Source organism: Paenibacillus sp. FSL F4-0100, from assembly GCF_037993005.1.
Classification (GTDB): Bacteria; Bacillota; Bacilli; order Paenibacillales; family Paenibacillaceae; genus Paenibacillus_AQ.
The window spans coordinates 2,462,748-2,485,669 of record NZ_CP150303.1 but is presented as its reverse complement, the minus strand read 5'-3'; the positions used below and the strand labels follow the sequence as shown (position 1 = coordinate 2,485,669).

General features: G+C 49.5%; 20 protein-coding genes, 1 pseudogene and 1 other annotated feature. Of the genes and pseudogenes, 4 read left to right on the top strand and 17 right to left on the bottom strand.

From position 1 onward, the window contains the following. Positions 1-9: 9 nt before the first annotated feature. From lysS to MHH48_RS10935, 3 genes and pseudogenes are all read right to left on the bottom strand, one after another. Positions 10-1,569: a lysine--tRNA ligase gene (gene lysS / locus MHH48_RS10945; RefSeq protein ID WP_076320811.1), complete on the bottom strand. Its 1,560-nt coding sequence runs from the start codon at positions 1,567-1,569 to the stop codon at positions 10-12. A gap of 63 nt (positions 1,570-1,632) precedes the next feature. Beyond that, positions 1,633-1,901, bottom strand: a binding site (T-box leader). 124 nt (positions 1,902-2,025) lie between these two features. Then, positions 2,026-3,330: a Gfo/Idh/MocA family oxidoreductase gene (locus MHH48_RS10940; RefSeq protein WP_144023400.1), complete on the bottom strand. Its 1,305-nt coding sequence runs from the start codon at positions 3,328-3,330 to the stop codon at positions 2,026-2,028. Positions 3,331-3,503: 173 nt separating this feature from the next. Continuing rightward, positions 3,504-3,687 (bottom strand): annotated as a pseudogene (locus MHH48_RS10935) (ROK family protein); the annotation flags it as partial. Here MHH48_RS10935 and MHH48_RS10930 point away from each other — a divergent pair. Next, positions 3,637-4,041, top strand: a complete 405-nt coding sequence (locus MHH48_RS10930) for a hypothetical protein (RefSeq protein WP_179090571.1) — start codon at positions 3,637-3,639, stop codon at positions 4,039-4,041. The pseudogene MHH48_RS10935 and the gene MHH48_RS10930 sit on opposite strands and share 51 nt — an antisense overlap. Here MHH48_RS10930 and MHH48_RS10925 read toward each other — a convergent pair. The 9 genes from MHH48_RS10925 to MHH48_RS10885 form a co-directional block, all read right to left on the bottom strand. Then, positions 4,011-5,033, bottom strand: coding sequence for a potassium channel family protein (locus MHH48_RS10925; protein WP_076320808.1), 1,023 nt, complete (start codon positions 5,031-5,033; stop codon positions 4,011-4,013). The two genes, MHH48_RS10930 and MHH48_RS10925, sit on opposite strands and share 31 nt — an antisense overlap. A gap of 37 nt (positions 5,034-5,070) precedes the next feature. Then, positions 5,071-5,463 carry a DUF350 domain-containing protein gene (locus tag MHH48_RS10920; RefSeq protein WP_076320807.1) on the bottom strand — a complete coding sequence of 131 codons (393 nt, stop codon included), beginning with the start codon at positions 5,461-5,463 and terminating at the stop codon, positions 5,071-5,073. Then, the gene (locus tag MHH48_RS10915; RefSeq protein ID WP_076320806.1) at positions 5,460-6,131 is read right to left on the bottom strand and encodes a hypothetical protein; all 672 of its coding nucleotides are present in this window, start codon (positions 6,129-6,131) and stop codon (positions 5,460-5,462) included. The genes MHH48_RS10920 and MHH48_RS10915 overlap by 4 nt, the downstream gene beginning before the upstream one ends. Further along, a complete protein-coding gene (locus MHH48_RS10910; RefSeq protein ID WP_076320805.1) occupies positions 6,132-7,331 on the bottom strand; it encodes a glutathionylspermidine synthase family protein in 1,200 nt (399 codons plus the stop codon). It lies immediately after the preceding gene. Further along, on the bottom strand, positions 7,328-8,008 hold the full coding sequence (locus tag MHH48_RS10905; RefSeq protein WP_076320804.1) for a hypothetical protein: 681 nt from the start codon (positions 8,006-8,008) through the stop codon (positions 7,328-7,330). Before MHH48_RS10905 ends, MHH48_RS10910 begins: the two co-directional genes overlap by 4 nt. 24 nt (positions 8,009-8,032) lie before the next feature. Continuing rightward, the gene (locus MHH48_RS10900) at positions 8,033-8,248 is read right to left on the bottom strand and encodes a hypothetical protein (RefSeq protein ID WP_144023399.1); all 216 of its coding nucleotides are present in this window, start codon (positions 8,246-8,248) and stop codon (positions 8,033-8,035) included. A 375-nt stretch (positions 8,249-8,623) separates the two neighbouring features. Next, on the bottom strand, positions 8,624-8,863 hold the full coding sequence (locus MHH48_RS10895; RefSeq protein ID WP_076320803.1) for a glutaredoxin family protein: 240 nt from the start codon (positions 8,861-8,863) through the stop codon (positions 8,624-8,626). Positions 8,864-8,886: 23 nt separating this feature from the next. Continuing rightward, on the bottom strand, positions 8,887-9,759 hold the full coding sequence (locus tag MHH48_RS10890; RefSeq protein ID WP_076320802.1) for a hypothetical protein: 873 nt from the start codon (positions 9,757-9,759) through the stop codon (positions 8,887-8,889). Between the two features lie 192 nt (positions 9,760-9,951). Continuing rightward, positions 9,952-11,583: a cobyric acid synthase gene (locus MHH48_RS10885; RefSeq protein WP_076320801.1), complete on the bottom strand. Its 1,632-nt coding sequence runs from the start codon at positions 11,581-11,583 to the stop codon at positions 9,952-9,954. A gap of 360 nt (positions 11,584-11,943) precedes the next feature. Here MHH48_RS10885 and MHH48_RS10880 point away from each other — a divergent pair, with 360 nt between their 5' ends. Beyond that, positions 11,944-12,918: a hypothetical protein gene (locus MHH48_RS10880; RefSeq protein ID WP_083659543.1), complete on the top strand. Its 975-nt coding sequence runs from the start codon at positions 11,944-11,946 to the stop codon at positions 12,916-12,918. Here the strand turns inward: MHH48_RS10880 and MHH48_RS10875 are convergent. The 4 genes from MHH48_RS10875 to MHH48_RS10860 form a co-directional block, all read right to left on the bottom strand. Beyond that, a complete protein-coding gene (locus MHH48_RS10875) occupies positions 12,913-13,998 on the bottom strand; it encodes a Gfo/Idh/MocA family oxidoreductase (RefSeq protein ID WP_256720394.1) in 1,086 nt (361 codons plus the stop codon). The two genes, MHH48_RS10880 and MHH48_RS10875, sit on opposite strands and share 6 nt — an antisense overlap. A 440-nt stretch (positions 13,999-14,438) precedes the next feature. Continuing rightward, complete coding sequence (locus MHH48_RS10870; RefSeq protein WP_076320800.1) at positions 14,439-16,058, bottom strand: extracellular solute-binding protein; 1,620 nt, start codon at positions 16,056-16,058, stop codon at positions 14,439-14,441. 44 nt (positions 16,059-16,102) lie between these two features. Further along, a complete protein-coding gene (locus MHH48_RS10865) occupies positions 16,103-17,023 on the bottom strand; it encodes a carbohydrate ABC transporter permease (protein WP_076320799.1) in 921 nt (306 codons plus the stop codon). Between the two features lie 20 nt (positions 17,024-17,043). After that, positions 17,044-17,973: an ABC transporter permease subunit gene (locus MHH48_RS10860; protein ID WP_076321312.1), complete on the bottom strand. Its 930-nt coding sequence runs from the start codon at positions 17,971-17,973 to the stop codon at positions 17,044-17,046. Between the two features lie 314 nt (positions 17,974-18,287). On the opposite strand from MHH48_RS10860, the gene MHH48_RS10855 reads away from it, so the two are divergent. Both MHH48_RS10855 and MHH48_RS10850 read left to right on the top strand, forming a co-directional pair. Continuing rightward, positions 18,288-20,024, top strand: a complete 1,737-nt coding sequence (locus MHH48_RS10855) for a histidine kinase (protein ID WP_076320798.1) — start codon at positions 18,288-18,290, stop codon at positions 20,022-20,024. Further along, positions 20,021-21,643 (top strand): response regulator, encoded by a 1,623-nt coding sequence (locus MHH48_RS10850; RefSeq protein ID WP_076320797.1) that lies wholly within the window; start codon positions 20,021-20,023, stop codon positions 21,641-21,643. Before MHH48_RS10855 ends, MHH48_RS10850 begins: the two co-directional genes overlap by 4 nt. Before the next feature lie 137 nt (positions 21,644-21,780). Here the strand turns inward: MHH48_RS10850 and MHH48_RS10845 are convergent, their stop codons facing one another. Beyond that, positions 21,781-22,857, bottom strand: coding sequence for a Gfo/Idh/MocA family oxidoreductase (locus MHH48_RS10845; RefSeq protein ID WP_076320796.1), 1,077 nt, complete (start codon positions 22,855-22,857; stop codon positions 21,781-21,783). Between the last annotated feature and the right edge of the window lie 65 nt (positions 22,858-22,922).

Sequence of the window (22,922 nt, the reverse complement as noted above, 5' to 3'; positions counted from 1 at the left end):
ACCCAAGTGTCATTCCCGAAAATCCAGCAGAGCGAGCAGTCGATGTACACCGACAACTTGGATCAAGATCGGGAGACGGGGACCTTCATGGCGGTGAAGGACAAACTGGTAGATGAGACCGAACAACCTCTTCTGATTTTTCCTCATCGTCTTGCTGTCATCATGATGGCAGATCGCATAAATCTTCTCCAGTCGGCTGGCATCATCGAGCTTGTCATCCTTCAACAGATCGCAAAAGTGATGAAGCCATTGCTTCTCCACTGAATCCAGCGTCCCGTACAGCTCATGGTCCTGTTCTTCGTTCACGGAGATTTGCTTTTGCGGATAATGGTATTTGATCCAATGCTCAGCTCGCCGTGCAATGGGTTCAAGCAGCTCCGGCTCAACCTTTTCGCCCACTCGGTGCAAAACCTCCTGCAGAAGCTGCCGGTCAAAATCCACGAGCGGCAGTATGCCGGAGATCTGGCCGAATTTCGGAGTCGGCCCCGGTTTTCCGTCTGTCCCGGAAAGTTCCAGCGTTGCTTGAATATCGCCGCTCATGTGCTTGGAACCATCTTGATTCCGATATCGTTCATATTCGGTGTAATTGCGGATCACGTCTTCATCAAGTCCAATATGGAAGGAAGCATCCGGCTGATATTTCGCGAACATATACAGGATGATTTCAGGCGGGTATATTTTCAGCAGATCGCCTGGGGTGTAATTGGTTCCGGTCGAGCTGGACATTTTGGCCTGATTCCCCTTGATCCGAATAAACTCATAGGCTGCATACGACGGTGGCGGATTCCCGAAAATTCTCTCCGAAATGACCTTGGCTACGTTATAACTGCCCGTTTCAGATGAGTGGTCTCTGCCCCCGGGTTCAAACGACACGCATTCCATCTTCCAGCGCATGGGCCAATCGATTTTCCACTGCAACTTGATATTGTTTGCCCGAAGGATCGGCAAGGTGGCTTGATGCCCGCATTGGCAGACATAGGTCAGGCTCTCTGCGGGTTCGTCGAAGTGTTGTATGACGGTGGTATCCCTTCTGCATACCTGACAATACACGTTTACAGGATAGTAACTATTTCGCTCATACTCATGGGTTCCGCCCGTTTTGAAGGCATGCAGTATATTATAAATCTCGGCCCTGTGCTTGATCGCATGCAGAATGAACGGATTATATCGTCCAGACTGATATTCCCGGCTTTGATATATAAATTCGGGCTGGATCCCGAATGCCGCCAGGGAAGCCTCAAACTCCTGCTCATAATGCGCCGCATAGGAAGAATGGCATCCGAACGGACAAGGAACCTCGACGTACGGCATGCCAATAAACTTTTCAAACGCCGGATCCAGCCCCGCGGGAACCTTCCTGAACCGATCGAAGTCATCCCATGAAAAAATAAAACGAACGTCCCTGCCCCTCTTTTCCAGCGCTCTTGCCACAAAATGGACCGTTACGATCTCCCGGAAATTGCCGATATGCACAGCCCCGGAAGGGCTGATGCCGGCTGCGCATACCAGAGTCGGTTTGTCAGGAAACCTCTCGATTAACTGATCTGCCCATTGTTCTGACCAATGCATTCTGATCCCCTGCCTTTACTTTTAGTATCAACCAAAAAAAGCCCCCATCCGCAAGATTGTCATCTTGAGGACGAGAGCTTTATAAACGCTTCGTGGTACCACCCCGGTTTGTGAATTTGTCGCCATCTTCACCTCTTCAGGTACGGCATCACGATGCTTATACCCTATCTCTGTAACGGGAGAGTCCCGGCGTAACATCCTTGAGCAAACCGCCCAATTCCATACGCAGCTCTGAGTCTTTGTTCATTAAGAACATTGCTGCTCCATTCTCACCAGGCAGGAGCTCTCTGCAAACAACGTATCTTAACTACTCTTCTCTTCATCGCTTTTCTAAGTGTTCGTAATATTTAAGCCATATTAATCCAAGCAAATCCGAATGTCAATCCCTTAATGGGCAGCCAGACCAAAAATAGGGATGTCCAAAAGTCATGGTTTGACTCTGGAGCACCCCCGTCTTCATACGGTGCAGTAACGATTGACGCCGTTTTCATTCGAGTTTCGGAAAATGCTGGCTTCCTCTCTGTAATTGGTAATCAACTTTCCTAGCTCAATGCACTGCCCTTCATTCAAGCGGGATTCCTCTGCCGCAAATGCCATCATGTGACTCTGAATCGAAGCGGAAGCCGAGGTTAGGGAACTGCCCGTAAAGCAGTTGACCTGCTCGCAAAACTCGTTCAGCATCGAATCGGTTCCTTCGCGACCCTCGTCTTCAACCCGGATCTCCGTGCTCCCGCCATCCACGAAGGAATATACCGTAAACTCCTGTCTTGCCATATTCCCCCGGATCTCGCCGCGCGTCCCTGAAATCTGAACCGTACGAGAGCTGTCATGCGTAAACGCGGACAACGAGAATGATGCCGTTGCGCCGTTCTGGAACTGCATGTTGACGTTTTGATGATCGACGACGTCATTGTCACAGTGATAGACGCAGCGCCCGTACGGCGTATTCGGCAGCTGTCTCCGAATCATTGCATCGGACAGATCGTCCGAAAAATGCTTGGCTCTCCGCCGGCCTTCTCCCATATAGTAGCGGAGATCCACATAACAACAATCCTTCAGATGCGGGCAGCCGCTAGAGCAACGCTCCGTCGCCCCCTCCGGCGCCTGGTCTTTGGTAAAGTGAAACAGCGATCCGAAAGAAGTAAGGCGTACGCAGTCCTGCCCCATCAGCCAAGAGATCAAATCCAGGTCATGGCAGGACTTGGCCAAAATCATCGGACTCGCCGAAGCTGTATTATTCCAATTGCCGCGAACATAGCTGTGGGCCATATGCGCGTATCCAATATTTTCTCTGAGTTGAATATCCACCACCCTGCCGATATCGCCCCGTTCAATAATCCGGTGAATGCCGGACCAAAATGGGGTATAGCGAAGAACATGGCAGATAGTCAGTAAACGGTTGCTCTTTCGGGCCGTCTCCTCCAGCTCCAGGCATTCCAGCGGGGAAGGGGAAATAGGCTTCTCGAGCAGGACGTGATACCCTTGCCGAAGAGCAAGCATGGCAACATCATAATGCATACGATCTTGGGTACAGATCCAGACAGCATCGGCAAACCTAGGCTTCTGAAGCACATCGCGCCAATCCTCGTAGATCTGGTCATCCGGTATATGGTACTGCATCGCAAACGAAGATCTTCGTATCGGATCCGGTTCTGCTACTGCGACAAACTGCAATTGATCCGGGTGATTCCTAGCATAAGGTGCGTAAACGTTCGCACCGCGGACACCGGCGCCGATCAATATAGCCTTTATTGTCATAATGATTACTCCTTGTGAAACTATGAAGTGGATACAACATCATCGGGCAATCTACCATAGTATGGTATACCCGAACTTCTGCCTAAGTCAATTGTAGAACAATCCAAATTTTATAGGCGTTTATATAAAGGGAAAAATCCTTTATCCATCAAGCGACCAAGGGATAGGCATGCCGCGCCGGCCATGCCCCAGCGTCTACCGAGCGACGGGCCGGCTGCCAAGCCCTCAAGGCAATCCTTATGGTACGGACACGTGCCTTCGTAGGTGTCCTCCGGAGGCGAACAATAATATGTCCCATTGGGACAGGCCATGGATCAGCTTGCCGTCCACCACGGCACCCGCTCCGACGCCGGTACCAAGTATGGTACTCTTTCAGTTTCCAGTATAAAGGCAATCACGCTGGATAGCAGTGATTTTTACAGAAAGACGATACCGCACTTGACGTCAATGACCTGGCGCTTGTCCAAAGTGCGCCCAGAGGTCGGGTGGCTTTCGCTCACCCATAACCTGCTGAAGAAGGCGGCAATAGACCAAAACAAAGAAATGACGGTTCAGGGATGTTCTCCTCTGTACTGCCATTTCTTTATTTGTAACGTTTTTTTTCATAAGGCGAGCTATCTCGTCAAGTATGTAGACCTGCTTTTGGGACAGCCCCATTGTTCAAAATTTTACTTATCCACCTATCAAGCAAGCTTGCCGGTAATCCGCTTATAGGTCGCCTCGTCCGAAACCACATACAATCTCGCATCCCGCGGAATCGGCACATCGAGCTTGCGGTTGATGCTGAGGTCGTTGCGATCGGATATAAGCGTCGCTCCTTGCCGCAGCAAATCCTGAAAGGCATCGCCGTAAGTATTCCATGCAGGATTTAAAGCCACTTCGTAAATATCATCGCCATGCTGGCGGCTCAACAGCTGCATCAGCACATCTGAGTTTCCTTCCTGCAGGGCCGCGCGTACGGCTAATCGGGACACGGCATCGTGCGAGAGCACAAACTCGTTCACATGATTGTAGCGGAAATTCTGAACATGCTTCTCCTGCACGATCTCCACCGTGGTATGTACATTTGGCGCAATCCGTTCAATGCTGGAAACAATCAGCAGCGACTTGCCGTCCACGAGAGCCGATTCGTCAATCCGAGCATCCGCAAAGACTATGGCCGATTTGGCCTCCAGGATGTTGGCTCTCATCAGCACGTCATCCGCTGCAGGATCGCCGCTTACAAAATGAACCTGTTCGAGATGTTCGACAGGATGCTGACTGGTATCATCAATGACCACAATCTCGGACTCCGGCGAATACGACAAAATCTCATCGATCGCGGACATTGCTTTTTTGCTCCAATTGATTATGATGACATGACCACTACCCTTAAAATTCAACCTGCCCGCTCCTCTCTGCCGCTGCATGCTTCCAAACGATTCGATCACCTTACCGATGACCAAACTCAACAGCCCGATGCCAAAGATATAGATGAATATCGTTAATATCTTGCCTGGCACCGTAGCTGCATAGTAATCGCCATAACCTACGGTTGCCATCGTGGTAAGCACCCAATAAAGGGCGTTAAACCAATGGTGAAAGGTTTCGGGCTCCAGCAGAAATGCCAGGGTCGAGCACAGCACCACAAACAGTACCACAAGAACGCTGATCGTTGTTTTGCGCAGACGCATCATTTTCAAAGATAATCTTAGAAAAAAGTGCACGTTCCTGCTCCTCTCCAAGAAAATGGTGCGATTTGACCTAAATAATCAGGCTGCTGATTGCAAAGGCCGTCCCGATAAACACCATCGCAAGCAGAATGCCGATCGCTACATTCCCCTTTTGCAGGTGCTCGGAGAGTTTAAGACCCGGCGTAGCCAGCTCGAATACCCAATAGGCAACGATCAAGCATACATACCCGACGACAAACCACAGTATCATGTGCCAGATCGATGAATTCGTATACGCCGATATGCCCAGAATAATGGCAGTTGCCATAAACTTGCCGCCAAAGGCAAGACCAACCGCGACATTGCCTTTCTTCAGCTCTTCCATGTCGTTAAATCGGGTCATCCAGCTGAAAATCAACATACCCAGTAATTGAAGCACGATAATGCAGATTACACTTACTACAATATTAATGACGACCGTCAATCCGACCACCCCCGAAATTTTGCATAGGCCAAGTCGTAATCGGCGAAATCATGCACTTCCTCCAATACAACATCAACCTTGTCCTTCTTTTCCATTGCGGCATAACGCTTCTCATCGATCGGCTGCTTGATCCGATTGCCCGTCGGCAGTTCGATGACAGCAAAATGCCTGGTGTCTTTTTTATACGTTGTTTTATAAACCCCAACCAGCTTCACGTCAGTTTTGACCGTGACTTTCAGGTTGGTCAAATCCGATTCTGCCGTCTTTTTGTCCTTGAACGACTTAAGGGTCTGCCAAGACGATAACCGGATATCATTACGTTGATTCGCATCCGTGGTAAGCTCCGCATCCATGAATTGAAGCGTCCAAATTTTGTCCCCGGTAGCATAGTTGTTATCGTTCGGCAGGAGCTCGTTATCCGGCAGCACGGTCATGTCGCCGCCAATCAAATCACCGACGGTTCCTTCAATGATCCGGTAGTCCCAAGGCACGCGAGCAGAGGTTGAAGATACTTCCTCCGATCCGGTATGAAATACCGTGGACCCATTGGAGCATGCACTCAGCGCCAAGACCATGAGGGATAATAGTAGTACCGCCAGAACGACCGGAGGTTTCCTCTTTCCCTTAGGAGCACCGCTATGCTGCCTTCTATCTTGTTTCAACTGCATTTATTTCACTCCCATTGCGATAAAATGGCTGGAATTACCCGTAATCAAACCGCCCGCACGTCCCAGCAAACCGCAAGGGGTGCCATTCAGGACGAACAATCCTGTCAGTAAATGAAAATGGCCTTCCGCCGTCTCGATGCGAGCCAGGTCTGCCCTCCGCTGATAGACCGTCGGAAACATGACACTTGTATCATATCCGTCCTGATCCTCTACCTCGATTTGTCCGGCCTGGTCGTACAGCTTGACAGAACCACCCTCGCGGCCGAACATCGACTTGGACACAAAATTACCGGAGAATACCGGTTTGTTGTAAGTGGGCAGCATATAATTGACGATGGCTTCCCGTTCTGTCTCATCGAACAAAAGGCCCAGCTCATACATCCCCCACATGGCGGCAAGCAGTCCTTTGGATTGCAGTAAAATGCTGTGCGGCGAGTTGAACAGCTGCAGGCGTCCCGTCTCGATGGCATAAGCAAGCGCATCTCCGCCATCATCGACGGACATCCACTCCTTCGGATATAGGGCGAACATCCGGTGAATCTCCCGGCCATCGCCGTCCTTCAACATACCTTCATCCACCCACAGATCAAGACAATCCACCAGTCGGATATCCAGCCCGCTGTGCCGAACCAACGCTTCGATCGTACCGGAGTCCTCTTTATGTTCGCCATAAGCGATGCAGGCAGCCGTATCCGGACGCTCTGCTCCCCACGCTTGTGCGACCAGCTCTTGCATCCGTTCGTTGGGAGAGACAATACCGACCTGACGGCACATCCACGGCGTTGCAATGGAAGCCTCAACATAACCTGTAGGCGTGTCCGCATTCAGCTCCAGCAGCTTGATGCTGCCATCATGGGCAATAGCAAAATCAAACCTGGCATACCGGCTGATCAATCCCTCTTTTGGCAGCGGACATTCGTCCAGCATCTGCCACAGGATAGGCGGAATGCCAATCAAGCTGTATATATGATGATTGCGATGAATATATCGAACGGTTTTGTCCAACATGGCCCATAATATCGCGGCTGCTTCTTCCAGCTCACGATAGGTCTCTTGACGTATGGTGACGATCTGGTCTATCCAGTAGGCTTCCCCTTCCAGATCCGCCCAGGTAAAGCCGAGCTCCGCGAGCTCAGATACCCGCCCATCCCGATTGGGGCCAGGCTGTCCCGATACGGTGAATACGCTGTCGTGACTCATCCTCCAAAACCGCCGGATCTGGAGCTGGATTTCGAACCCGAGGAACTGAACCCGCTGGAATTGCCGCCGATGCCACCAGACTTGGACGACGTGGAGCGGCGCGTAATCGTTCCTGACGATGAAGTGGAGGTTTTCGGGCGAACATTGGAGTTCACCACCGGTTTATTCTGGAACGTACCACTCGAATACGTGCGGGGTTTATAAGGCTTGCCGTTATTCGCATAATAACCGCGATGATTGTTGTACCATCCGCTGGATGAATAATAGGAACCATTGTTAAACAACATGTGATAGAGCAGCAAGTCATCCCAGCCGAAACCGGAATTGTACCCGCCATAGTTGTTGACGATCGTTGTTCCGCCGCCCGAACCCGATCCTGCAGCGGCTCCTTCTACCGGCTCTTCCTGGAATTTTTCCTCACTAGGAAACGGAATGTTCCAATCCACATTCTTGTCAAAATACTTCTTCACTTCTTCTGTCGACCAGGACACCAGCTGCGGCTCTTCGGATGAAGTAACCGCTTCCGAAGCAAGGTCTTTCGCTGCCGCGCCCGATACCAGAAATGCGTTCGCCAACAAGGCAATGCCCAGCGAGCTCGACAGGACCCGAATCGGTTTGCCTTCCGGCGTCAGCCATTTGGATGTTGGCTGATCTTTTTTGTCTCTTTCATTACTCAAGATGGTTTCTCCTTTCGGACAAGATTAATCGTTCCGCATCGGAACGAGCAGAAGCTCAAGTTTGCCTGTGTCTACATTTAATCTGCCTTCAATCGTTTCATATTCCCGGCCGCCAACAACGATATAATTTACATGCTCCAGTGCAGCGACCATGTTCATCGTCCATGACCGTTCTTCAATCTGCACCAGCTCACCGTCCGGCTTCTTTTCAAACAAAATAACGTTCATTCCATTATCCACTGTGTGTCTACCCCTTCCATCTAAGCAGTGAGTATTGATACGTGGTATATTCCGAATCGTTTCAAGAAATTTCAATGGGCTATCAACGCTTACCGCAGCGATCTTTTCCAAAAGACGCAACCCATATAATAACACCGCTACTGATTATTTACACCTGCGAATTACCATTAAAAAACTGATGAAAACGAACATTCTGGCCGTACAATACCTCATTATTTACGTTTTATATGGTGTAGCATCAAATTTCATGAACATCTTCTCCGAGTTGCAATTATGGCCATTGGCGCGGTGTGAAAATAGACGCACGTTAAAAGAAGCATAGATCCTCCCGCGGGGAACGATCCATGCTTCTTCTTCACTTCCATGAACCCTTATTTATTTAATCAATTCCCGGATTTCCTGAAAGTTATCGGCAAATCCAATAAATACGTTGTCACCAATAACGATCGTAGGCACAATCTGTTTTCCCGTCAACCGTCGCACTTCTTCCGGATATTCCGGGTTCTGTGTGCAATCATACTCCGTATACGGAACCTCCTGCTCCTTGAAGTAACGCTTGGCATGATGGCAATCGCTGCAAGTGGGGATGGTGTAGATTTTCAATGGTTCTGTCATATCGATCACTCCTTAAACTGAAATTATTGTATCTCAACGACAAAAGGCACGGTCATCACTTCACCCTGATGCTGAAATTGTCCCCAGATCTTGTAGATACCGCTGTGGGGGAAGGTAGTAGCAAATTCCGCTTTGGGTCCTGTACTCTGCTCGTCTAGAGGATGCACATGGATGTACTGCTCAGCGTCTGCGGACAGAATGACAACGTGCCCGACTGCGCCCAGATAAGGCTCGAGGTTGTTGATTTCTTGCTTCGTCTGCGCATCCTGAATATGATAGGTGAGCACAACCTCTTCATTCGATAAAGTATTGCTTAAACTCAGCTCAATTTCCTTGCCGTTTACTTGTTTGATCAGGCTGGAATCTGGTTGAATCGCCGAGGGTTTCCCTGCTTCTCCCTCAATCTGAACCCATTCGCTAAGCGTGGTCCCTCCAGCACCCTTAGGCACAAAATCTGCGAACAATTTATATTCGCCGCCAGCCGGGAATGTCGTGTTCACGGTAAATACGCCATTCTCCTTGTAATCCGGATGAATATGGTTGAAGAAGGACAAATCGCGATTCACTATGATCAGATGCAGGAGTTTCTCATGATTGACATCAAAATCCTGGACAGGTCCACCGTCTTTATCCGTAATTTGGATCGTCAGCTCAGATTCAGCGCCTGCTCTTGCCGGTTCATTCCATGTAAATGCAGCGTTGTAATGATCTGAGGCCGTTTCATGACCGCCAGCGTGTTCACTGTGCCCGTTCGTTTCCTGGCTTCCGCTTTCCTTTTCATGGTTTCCGCCATGACCGCCCGTATCAGGGGCCTGCTTCGCGTTATCGCATGCTGTCAACAATCCAAAAGCAAGTATGCCCGTTAAGGTTAGTATGGTGCCCTTCTTATTCAACATGGGCTATCACTCCAATCATGGGATATACTGCAAGATGAATTTTCATCTGCTTCTATATTTAGTATACCCCCCTATCCTATAATTAATCAACTTTTTTCTTTTCGCTCCACGCAAATAACACCATGCCGTGTGCATGGTGTTATCTTCCTATTCATCATTATTACCCGAATAATCGGATGCATTCCCCATCTTTCAATGCGCATAACCGATGATTTCATATATTTTTTTCATATCCACATGATTACGAACGATGTCCGCTACACGGTCAAATTCCGCGAATTTGCGTTCTTCTGCTTTGAACGTTTCCGGAATTGGAATCAGACCCCTCTTTATCCGAATGCCGTTCAGCCAGGACCTGCGGAAGACATCGTTGTCAAACAAGCCATGCAAATAGCTTCCCCATATACGGCCATCAGAAGTAGCAATCCCTTCAATGTGCGGCTGAATATCTTCTATTGCCTTTAAAGAATCTGTGCCATCTGCTTCAATCGAAAAAAGCGGGCGGTGTCCTGAGCCGTCAGACACGGCGCTCCATTCGGTCACGCCCATATGGATTTCATAAGCCGAAATCGTCGAATCAGCCTCTGTATCCGATATAACGAACCTCAGCGGATGTTGCTGTAACAACTCCCCTTTCACCCGAACCGTCCTTTTATGCTTTAAAAAAGAAGTCCGAATCGGCAGCAGGCCGAGCCCCTTTGTTTCCCGAACGCTCCCTTCGACCGCATGCGGATCCGACAGCTGCTCGCCCAGCATTTGATATCCTCCGCAGATGCCAACCAACTGCACATCCCGCTGCTGCGTCTGCCTCAAGATCGCATCGGCCAGGCCCCGATCCTGAAGGAACCCGAGGTCACTGATCGTATCCTTGGTGCCAGGCAAAATAATGACGTCCGGCGTGCCAAGTTCATCCACCGATTGGACAAAGCGAACGACAACATCCGGCTCCCAGCGCAGCGTTTCAACATCCGTAAAATTCGAAATACGCGGACACCGGATAACGACAATATCGAGGTCGCGTTTTTCCTGTCTTTGATATTGAAGCTCATCCAGTACAACCGAATCCTCGGCCTCGATTCGCATGTCCTGAATATAGGGGAGCACGCCCAGCACGGGAAGGCCTGTCCGCTCTTCAAGCCAGTCCAGTCCCGGCTGAAGCAGTGCTAAATCCCCACGGAACTTGTTAATGATAAACCCTTTGACCCTGGCCATCTCATGGGGCTCGAGCAGTTCAAGCGTACCTACAATGGAAGCGAACACGCCGCCGCGATCGATATCCGCAACCAGAATAACCGGTGAATCCGCCCATCCTGCCAAATTCATGTTAACAATGTCCCGATCCTTAAGATTGATCTCCGCAGGACTTCCCGCGCCCTCCATGACAACGATATCGTAGCTCTCCCGTAGACGATCCAGTGCATCCAGCACAATCTCTTTGGCCTTCGGCAGGAACTGCGTCCTGTAATCCATCGCACTCATCTGCATGTGTGGAACGCCGTGGATCACGATTTGCGAAAACATGTCCTTTATCGGCTTGATCAGGATCGGATTCATGTCCGTTGTTGCGGCAATGCCGCAGGCTTCGGCCTGCACGCCCTGTGCTCTGCCGATCTCTTTGCCATCCAGCGTCACGTAGGAATTAAGAGCCATATTTTGCGATTTGTATGGAGCCGTACGATAACCATCCTGTAGAAATATGCGGCATAGCGCCGTCGTTACGATGCTCTTGCCTACATCCGAAGCGGTGCCCTGCAGCATGAGCACCGCTCCCTGTCCTTTCCTGATCTTCGTGGGCGTATCCCTTATGTATTGCGTTTCATTCATCTTCTTCACCCTTTTCCCTGACTTAAATCGCTTGCTCACATCATTATAGCAAAACCATCGCATCGCTAAAGGAGTTCTTCCCGCATGAAATCCAGAAAATTCTCTTGAACTTTGTCAGCCCGAAATGTTAACAATATAGAATAAGGCATCCTAAGGACATGAGACATAAAAACAGCCGATCCGGATGGATCGGCTTGTTTGGTGATGCTATGACTGTAAAGTCAAATGCTGTCTATGAATGCTCTTAAGGGATAATATTTTCAAAATGGGGGATATATTCATCCAAGAATATACTTTTTTATCTAATATTGTATTATCTTGGATAGGTGACTAGAGTTGGTTAAGGGAGGAACTGATTGAATGGTAATGCATTTCTCCAATATTAGCAACATCTATATTCATGTCAAATGGTTTACGGACAACTTTGAATGGGTCCCCCTGCCCTTTCCGCGTATCGTTACGCTGACGTTCCTGTTTTGGTTAGCGTTTACATTGTTGATCCTATTACTCACCTGTGCCTTTCACGATCCCCTGGGTAAGATGAGGCCCATCATGAAAATTCACCAATGGCTGCACAGACTAAGGCCCCATTCCGAAGTCATTCTGCGCATAGGGCTGGCCATCGGCCTGGTGCTGCAGCTTCTGAGCGGCTCATACCTGGCACCCGAGTTCAAAACCAATTCCATGTGGATTATCCTCGGTCTCTCCGCCGCCGCAGCCTGCCTGCTCTATAAACGCACATTGCCGGTGAGCGGTGCCATCCTATTCTTGCTCTATCTACAAGCTTCATTAACCTACGGCATTTTTCATTCCATCGATTATTTAATCTATCTCGGTATTGTATATTATCTGTTTGTGTGCGGCACTCCAATAAAAAGAACGGCTCCTCCCGTCATGTATATATGCACGGGCATGTCCCTTGCTTGGCTTGCTATGGAAAAGCTGACCATCCCCGAGCTTGCTTGCACCGTAATGGGCAGCTACGGACTTCCTACCTTCGGATTTACCATTGAGCATTTCGTCATGATCAGCGCTTTTGTCGAAATAGGGCTAGCGTGGGCATTTATCGTAGGCATCATGAGCCGATTCACCGCTCTGCTGGTATCTGGCATTTTTATTATGACAAGCCTTGTATTCGGTTACAAAGAAGTCATTGGCCATACGATCATTCACACGGTACTGATCTTATTCCTAATCGAAGGTACGGGTGAGCTTAAAACTCCATTTCAATTCCACCGCTCCGCTGTACTTCGCGGATTATTTGTAAGCGTTAACTTTTGCCTGTTTCTGTTCACTTTGATGGCGCTGTATATCTGGATGGGCAAGACGTTATGACAAACTCTGGATTCGTTGGCCCGTATTTCGAAGCTCTACCACGGCCTTGGTCTCGCTTGCTCTAACGACCGCATCCAGCACCTCTTGATTCCGGTATCCGTCCATAAACCCGGGGACTCCATCGGTAGGCGTCCCCCGCAATATCGCGGCAAAATCGGCATACTGCTTGACCTTGCAATGCTGCGGCACTTCCATGGTCGTTCTAGCGAGCTGCCCGGGCTCTTCTTCGCGAATCCATACCACCCGTTCCGGATCCAATGTGCTGGCGTGGACCGTGCCATGATCGCCGTAAATGGACACCTCATGCTGGTTGCCTGAACCGAACGCATTGCGTGATGTCTGGAACACGCCCATCATGCCATCGGTCATCCGTGCCTGAAAGCTGGCGAAATCATCAACTTCGATCTTGGCCATCGCTCCCGTTACCGGGTCCCTACGTTCTGGGATGATGGTATGTAGCTGGGCCGTAATTTCTTCAAATTCTCCAAACAGAAATCGGGCCATATCGATCATATGCGAACCTAAATCTCCCAGGGTCCCCGTCCCTGTGATGCCTTTGTTGTATCTCCACATGTAGGGAACCTGCTGGTTCGGCACGCCAAACCCCTGCAAGTACTGAATGGAGAAGTGACGGACCGTACCCAGCTTGCCTGTACGGATCAGTTCCCTGGCATAACGAAAAGCGGGCGTATAACGGTACGTAAACCCGATCATGGCGGGGACGGGCTGTTTCTCATACAGCTCCAGCAAGGAGATGGCCTCTTCGAAGACTCGCGTAAATGGTTTTTCCGCCAAGAAAGGCTTACCCGCTTGCAAGCATGCGCTGATGATATCGGCGTGCACGTTGTTGGGCGTAACCGAAATGACGGCATCGACATCAGGATCTTCAATTAAATCCTTGAAATTCGCATAGCGCTTGCCGTCCTCAATCCCCAGCTGATGACCTACTCTTTCCACGGCTTCCCCATTGACGTCGCTCACGGCCACGAACTGATAGATGTTCTCTTCATTCATCCAGCGGATGTGCTCCTGCGCCATCCCGCCCAAACCGATTAAGCCGATTCGAAATTTATTCATCATCGAAACACTCCTTGTTTATAAATCTATCTATCACTAGGATTGAATATGCCGTTCGGATATAGGCTGGCTACCTGTTCATTATGTTTCTCATGCCGGTATTCCATTCCACACCGTGACTTTGATGTTTCCTCATGGTTGCCTCCTGTAGTTTGATAGTTGCCCATTCATCACTACGAATCCGGATTGTTTTTCCGATCCCTGTTACCCCCGGATTTTTTCGGAATTAAATTTAATGATGTTGAAATCCGGGGATAGCATATGCTTTCGTTGCGAGCTTTCCGATGGAAAGCTTTCAGGGGCACGCTTCGCTTCTCCAAAACAATTCCGCCTTCTCCGTTGAAGCTGATCGTATAAAATAAACCACCGTTTCGTCACCCTTCGAAAAGTTGCTGCCCCGCAGCATTTCGATCTGCGGGGCAGCACTGACATACAACTAATCCCTACTTCACGCTGATATACCGCTGATAGGCTTCCTTGCGGATTTGTACCAGCCGCTCAAGGCCCATATCGTTCAGCTGCTTGACGTATGCATCCCATTCCGCATCGATATTGCCTTCGGATATCCACTTCGCGCGGGTGGTGCCGACATAACCGTCGATATCCGTTGTCAGCGTAGGCAGCTCCTGGAATTCTTCGGCGCTGTACATCACGTTCGGGAACGGCGTCGTTACGTATTCGCTGCCCAGCTTGTCGATGACCAGCTTCAAGCCATCGCCCGTGGTCTCATCCAGAATGATATTTTTCTCAAAGCTGGGGCTTACATACTTGGGACCGAAATCCCTTACGGATTGCTCCCAGTACCACGCATCCGCACTCGTGCCTTCCGGCGGACTCATGAGCGTAAACGTCCCATCGTCGTTTTTCTGAATCACCGTGCCGATGGCTCCCCAGAAATTCTGGATGCTCGCTTCATTGGTGTAGAACTGGTCCGCGAAGCGAGCCGAAATTTCCGGATACTTGTTCGACGTGGTGATAAGGAACTCGTTTCTCCGCAGGCTCATGCCTTGAGGCTCGCCGCCCTGATACCTTTTTCCGTCAGGTCCGGCGATGGACGGAATCGCAATATATTGATCCTTCCACTTCCCGAACACCGCATCCGGCACCCATTGGTTGGAGAAACCGATCAGCGCCGCATCCGGATTCTGATGCTTCGCCGTGGACATGGTGCTGTCCTGCGTGAAGATCTCCTGGTCGATCAGGCCTTCCGAATACAGCTTATGCGCCCACTTGATCGCTTCCTTGTAGTTCTCCATCACCGGGTAGAACACGGGCTCGTTATCGATGACCATCATGCTGTTGCCGTTAATGTCCGTGATGCCGAACGGATTCAGCAGGTCGATGCTGATGTTCCCCGATCCGCTGACCGGAATCTCATCGGCCTTGCCATTGCCGTTTGGATCCTGTTCTTTAAACGCTTTGAACACCTCGTACAGCTCGTCTGTGTTGTCCGGAATATCCAGTCCGAGCTGGTCGAGCCATGTTTTGTTAATGATCGGCTGGATCGATGCTTTCGGCCTTGACGGCAGCCGCGCCGGCAAGGAGTAGATTTTCCCGTCCGGGAATGTGCTCATCTTTTTCATCTCGGGCGTTTCTTCCAGCGCCGCTTTCAGGTTCGGCATGTATTGATCGATGTAGTCATCCAGCGGGCGGAAATACGACAGGTTGTTCACGATATCGGAATCGCTGAATACGATATCGCCGAAAATAATATCCGGCAGCGTTCCGCTCGCCAGCATGATCGATTTTTGCTCTCCCCAATCATTAGAGGACATGATTTGCCAATTGATTTTGACATTCGTCTCCTTCTCTAAATCCTTGAGCCACTGGTTCTGGAGGAATGTATCTCCCATGTTGCCCCAGCGAACGGTCAGCACATCCAGCGTTATCGGCTCATTGACAATCGGCAGACCTTCTTTGTTAAAAGCCGATTCGGCATCCGTATTGGTATCATTGCTCTTGCCGCCGCTGCAGCCCGCCAGGTTTAACAGCAGTACTCCGGCCAACATGATGACGGCAGCCAGCTTCAGACGATGTCTCCTCATTGCCTTATTTGTTCCCATTCAACCATTCCCCCAATTATTGTTTTTAATAGATCTATCCGGCTTTACGACTTCACGGCTCCGATCATCACCCCCTGATTGAAATACTTCTGCACGAACGGGTAGATGCACATAATCGGTACCGTTGCGACGATAATGACCGCATAACGCATAATATTGGCGAGTCGCAGCGCTATGGCCGCGGCCTCTCCGGTACCCATAGCGGATTGCATCTGGTTGGTAACCAGAATATTTCGCAAAATGAGCTGCAGCGGGTACAGGTTCGTATCTTTTAGATAGATCAGGGCATTGAAATAGGAGTTCCAATGACCCACGGCCGTCCACAAGGCAATGACCGAGATGACTGCTTTCGATAGCGGAATCACGATGGTCACGAAATATCTCAGATTTCCGCAGCCATCCAGCTGGGCCGCCTCCCATAAATCCTCCGGAATACTGCTCTGGAAAAAAGTCCGTGCCACGATGATGTTAAAGGCTGCAACCGAAAACGGCAGCACCATGACAAGAAACGTATCGTACAGATGGAAATCGCGGATCGTCATAAAGGTCGGAATCAAACCGCCATTAAAGAACATCGTAAAAATAAAGAGCAGCGATATATATTTGCGGCCTACGAGGTCTTTTCGCGAGAGCGCGTAAGCCGCAGAAATGTTAACCACCAAGCCGATGGCGGTACCTACAATCGTATACACAATCGTATTTCGGTACCCAATCCATATATTAGAGTGCTTCAGCAATTCTTGATAGCCTGCCAGCGTAAAATCCTTGGGCCAAAGCCATACCTGTCCATTCGCAACCGCCGCCGGCTCACTGAACGAAGCAATGATGATGAAGTATAGGGGGTAGATCAACACAATCAGCATCAAGACAGCGAATACATACAGGCCGATCTCCAGCACCCTGTCGGAAGATCGGGTATTCCTCTGCCTTGGCGCTGTCTTCTCTCTTATTTCCACAACGCCCATAGAACCCTTCCTCTCTTGCGTTACCACAAACTGTTTTCGCTGTATTTTTTCGAAATCTGGTTAACCAGAATCAACAGAACAAAATTAATGACCGTATTAAACAGATTGATCGCCGACGAGAAGCTGTATTGGCTGCTCAGCATTCCGATTTTGTACACATACGTGGAGATGACCTCGCTGGAGGTAATATTGAGACTGTTTTGCATGAGATAAACCTTCTCGAAGCCGACACCAAGCAAGCTGCCGATCCGCAAAATGAGCAGGGTCACAACCGTTGGCATCAGCATCGGGATATCGATAAACCGGATTTTCTGCCATCGGCTTGCCCCGTCCATCGTGGCCGCTTCGTACAAGCTGGGGCTCACCGCAGATAACGCCGCGATATAGATGATGCTGTCCCAGCCCGTATGCTGCCACACGTCCGACCATACGTACACGCTGCTGAACAAGCCGGCCGATCCCATCAGGTTCGGCGCTTCCGCACCGAATAGACGAAATATATTCCCGATCAGCCCCGACCCCGGGGAGAACAGAATCAGCATGAGTCCAACCATCACGACCGTGGAGATAAAATGCGGCATATAGGTTACGGTCTGGAAGAAGCGCTTGAACCAATTCTGGCGCATTTGATTGACCATCAAGGCAAGCATGATCGGAATAGGGAACGTCGCCACGCTGTATAAGCTGATCACAAGCGTGTTGGTGATCGTTGTCGAGAATTGATAGGAGTTAAAAAACTTCTCAAAATACTTTAGACCCGCCCATGGACTCTCCATAATCCCGAGAGCGGGACTATAGTCCTTGAATGCGATCAAGATCCCGTACATCGGTACGTAAGAAAACAACAAAACCAGCACAACCGCAGGCAGCAGCAGCAGATACAGGCCCCAATTCTTTTTGATGCGCCCGAGGGTTGGGTGTGTTGTTCTATTCAGTTGGCCTGCTTTCAAATCGATTCCCCTTTCTGTTCGCGTCGTCGTGGATCCGGCATGTCGCGTAAGCAACTCAAGTATACTTCCACCCGGAATCGTTTTTTGGACCTCATCATGCGTTATTCGGACCTTCGCCTTGTCCCCCTTCAAGAAATCCTCGATTTCCATATACAAGCATGCTATTATCCGGACTTTACGATGTGGTATCCGGACTTTATGGAAGATGCCCGAGCGTTCGCTCCTGATTTTTTCGTCTTTTCCATTTATAATGACAGTACCACTATTAAAACGCTTTCATTATTTGGCGAATTGAAAGGAATCACGGCAGCCCAATGGTTAAAGCACTGAATAACAAACCATATCCCATCCGTCACTATGTGAAAATCATGCTCTTTATCTCAATCTTTGCCCTCGTGGTGGATCTCGTGATCAGTTTCGCTTCCATCTTCATCGTGAAGCAGCAATCGACCCGATATTTGCAGGATACAGCGAATCTGTACATCAGGCAGATCAATCATGACTTCTCCTACATCAACCACTATATGGGCTGGACGCTGGCGAATGATGAGAGCGTTAAGATCATGGATACCCCCGGGACCGATTACGTGGACTACATCAAGTCGAGCGAAAGAGTGCATAAACGATTTAATGAGCTTCAAAAAAACTACGGCCAAGAATACAACTTCTTTTTCTATTTAAAAGAACAGGATTTTTTTCAGAACTATGCACCCATGTCCCTGTCGTATACAGAGTTCCTGGAACTCAAGGAGCAAATCGTCTCCCTCACGGATTCCAAAAACGTATACGAAACGTTCTACTCCAACTGGAATCCAATCCTTGTTCAGGACACGAATTACATCATCAACATCGTTCCTTACCACAACCGGTATCTGATCTGTCTCATCTCCGCAGACGATTTGATCCGACCACTCCAACAACTGGATTTGGGTGAGGATGGTTACGTGTCTCTGGTGGATGATCAAGGGGCAGCTCTTTCGAGCGCCAGTGTCGGCGAGCTGGGAGCCATGGTCGAAGCTGCCAAAGCTTCCCCTTTTAGCCTGTCACAGCCGCGGACTACGGTCACGGAGGGATTCTCGAACGCTTCCTTCAACGTGCAACTGGTCATCCAATTCGGCGTATTTGAGACGATCATGATCGCCCAGCTCCTCATTATGCTGCTGTTTGTTATACTCACGTGTACGCTCAGCCTGGTGATGCTGTATTTCAAGAAGAAAGTGTTAAAGCCGATTCAGAATTTCTCGGAAAACGTAAGGCGCATCCATGAGGATAGCGAAAATCTGGATTTCATGAGCAGCGAGATCATCGAGCTTGAGCAGGTCAACTCCCAATTCAAACATCTGATCGAACAGATCAAGAAGTTTAAAATCGATATTTATGAGCAGCAGCTGGATAAACAGAGAATCCAGCTGGATTATATGAAGCTGCAGATCAACCCCCATTTTTTCCTGAACTGCTTGACGAACATCTACAGCATGGCGCAAATGCAGATGTTTAAGGAAATCGAATATATGTCGCTGTCCACGTCCAAATACTTTCGCTACATCTTTCAAAGCGGCGATAACCTCGTGCGGCTTGAGGACGAAATCGAGCATGTCCGGATTTACCTGGAGATTCAGAAGCACCGCTATCGCGATGCCTTTTCTTATCGTATCGATGTTGAAGAGGAGCTTACCGGTCTCACCATTCCGCCCCTCGTGCTCCAGACCTTTATCGAAAACGCGGTAAAATACGCCGTATCCCGAGATCATGAGCTGCAAATCCGATTGTCCGTTAGTCTACGGATGGAGGGTGATAAACCTTCTATGGTCATCCGGATATCCGATACCGGGCCCGGGTTTCCCGCAGAAGTATTGGATAAACTGACAACCGGCAAAGCGCTCGATCAAAGCGAAGGGAAGCACATCGGGATTATGAACACCCTTCAACGGCTCGAGCTGCTCTATCATCGCCGGGCGCATGTGGAATTTTCGAACCCGGAAGAGGGCGGCGCTAGCGTCACATTAACGCTTCCACAACCCGTGCAGGAACGGAGAGGAGAAAATCAATGAACGTATTGCTGGTTGATGATGATTATTTTGTCGTGACCGCACTGGAGAAGAAGATTGATTGGAAGGCACTCTCGATCGAACAGGTCTATACCGCTTACAGCGTTGCGCAGGCAAGGGACATACTGCAGCAGCATTCGGTCCAGATCCTCATCTGCGATATCGAAATGCCGCAGGGCAGCGGACTCGAGCTTCTCGCCTGGATACGCGAGGAACAATACGGCATTCAAACGATATTTCTGACGAATTACGCTGATTTCAACTATGCGCAGAAAGCCATTGAGCTGCAAAGCTTTGACTATTTCCTGAAACCGATTGAATTCGATAAGCTTAGCCTTATCATCTCCAAGGCCGTCTATAAAGCAAAGGAACAGCAAAGCGATCAGGAAGCGATACAGGACGGGCAGCTGTGGAAAAAAAATCAAAAAAAGCTCCAGGAGCATTTTTGGAGCAAGCTGATAAAGGAACGGAAAGCTTCTTCGGACCGGGGCGCCATCGCAGGATATATCGCGGAACAGAAACTCTCCTATGAGATGTCGGATCTATTTCTTCCTGTGCTCATCACCATTTTTCCGCATGATCAAAGTTTGGGTAAAGAAGACAAAGACCTGTTTGACTATGCGTTTCTCAACGTGCTATCCGAATTGTTCCAGGACCCGCTCTTCACGGTTGAAGCCGCTATGGAATATAAGGATTACAATTGGATGGTCATGCTGAAATGGAATCTTCCTCCGGATTCCAGCGTCATGGAAAACATCTGCACGTCATTTATTGAAAAAGCCAATCAATTTCTCCGAAGCGATGCTTCCTGCAGCGTATCGATTTCGGTGGCGTTGGAGGAGATCAACAAGTCCATTCGGATGCTGCTGCAAATGAATGAGGATATGATCAAAAAGCGGAATCAGATTGTTTTTCTGGAACACCATTCCCTGCAAGAAGCCACGTACACCCCTCCCCCGCTGCAAGACTGGGAAGTCCTTCTCAGCGGGAACAATCCGGCTGGGTTTCTGGAAGAAACCCGCAAATACTTGCACAACCTGGCCAAGAATAGCGTCTACAACACCTCGGTGCTGCGTTTATTCCGCTTGGATATCGTACAGCTGGTATATTCCTATCTGAAGGGCAAAGAGATCCAGGCTCATAAGCTGTATACCGGCAAAACCAATGACCAGCTGTTCCTGCAATCCTTGAACTCAATTGAAGATATGGAGAAATATACGAAATATCTCGTCAGCACGGCAGCAGAATATCATGCCTACGCGGACCATTCGCATACCGTGGTGGAGGAGATCAAGCAATATATTCATTGCCATTACGGGGATGAGCTGACGCGAACGAGCCTGGCGGAAATCGTCTATCTCAACCCGGATTATTTGGCCCGCGTGTTCAAGAAAGAAACGGGCGTCTCTTTGGGTACTTACATCATTCAGTCCCGCATCAAGGCGGCCAAGCATCTGCTGGAGACGACTCCCTTGTCGGTATACCAGATTGCGGCTAAGGTGGGGTACGCCAACTATTCCTATTTCTCAAAGCTGTTCAAGCAGGATACGGGCTGGTCGCCCAGTGACTATAGACGGGTGCTGCAAGCCGGGAGCAGCGGAAAGATCGATCATGCGAAATAACATTACACTTTCGGCTTGGCATCGCGAATGAGCTGACAGCAACCACAACATGAAGAAAAAGTACCGCAGCCTCAAGCTTTATGCTTGGCAGCCGCGGTACTTTTTCTATGATCATAATGAGTGCTAGTCTGTATAGATTACGCAGGGTAAATATCAAAATCCTTCAGCGTTTCTCCTGTTCTGGCCGATTCAAATACTGCCTCGATCAGATTCAGGACACGTAGTACTTCCTCGTTCTTCACAATCGGTTCTGCTTCGCCTTGGATCACGGCCGCAAAGTTATCGAAGAAGCTGCTGGATTGACGGTATGGCTCCGGCAGAGCTCCCGTAATGGTAGCTTCTTCGGAAGGAGGGGCCATCGTTTTGGTCAAGCCTACCCCGGCTTGAATCGGCTTCGGCTCCACCTTCACGGCATCCTGGTTCCGGGTAACGACTCTTCCGTTTAACGACCAATCCTCAATAATACCGGTTCCCTCTGTTCCTTTGACGTACCAGCGTGGCAGCGTAATGAAATTCGTCGTTCCCACTTCAATCAGTACGGATACGCCGTTCTCGAATTCGATGACCGACTCAAAGCCATCATCGACCTCATCGCCGAGAATAAAGCTCAAGCGGCTGCTCAGGCTGGTTATTCGGCTGTCCACCATGAACAGTACCTGGTCAAGAAGATGCACGCCCCAGTCCAGCAGCATGCCGCCGCCGTGGGCTTCCAGATGACGCCAGTCGCCCGGTATGCCATTCGCCCCGTGCACCCTGGATTCAATTCGGAACAGGTCACCTATCGTTTTCTCATTGTACATTTGTTTAATGGTCAAGAAATCCTCATCCCAGCGGCGGTTCTGGTGAACCATCAGTACCCGGCCAGCAGCATCGGCCGCAGCCACCATCTCTTTGAAGTCACTGACGGACAATGTTACCGGCTTCTCGCAGATGACATGTTTGCCGGCTTTAAACGCCTGAAGTGCCAGTTCCTTGTGCACGTCATTAGGCGTAGCAATGAGCACCACGTCAACCGCAGTATCGTTTAGTACCTGCTCATAGCTTTCGTAGGGAGGATACCCGTCTTGCTGGGATACTTCCCGGCGTTCTTCCAAAATATCGTAGGTTCCCGTAACCTCAAGAAATGCATTGTCCTTAATCAGCTTGGCATGGTAGCTGCCCATTCCGCCATAACCTACGATCACGATTGCATGTTTTCTTTTCTCCATCGTCATAATTACATAGCTCCTTTATCACATCTAAGAAGTAAACGCATACACATCCATTATAATATAATATG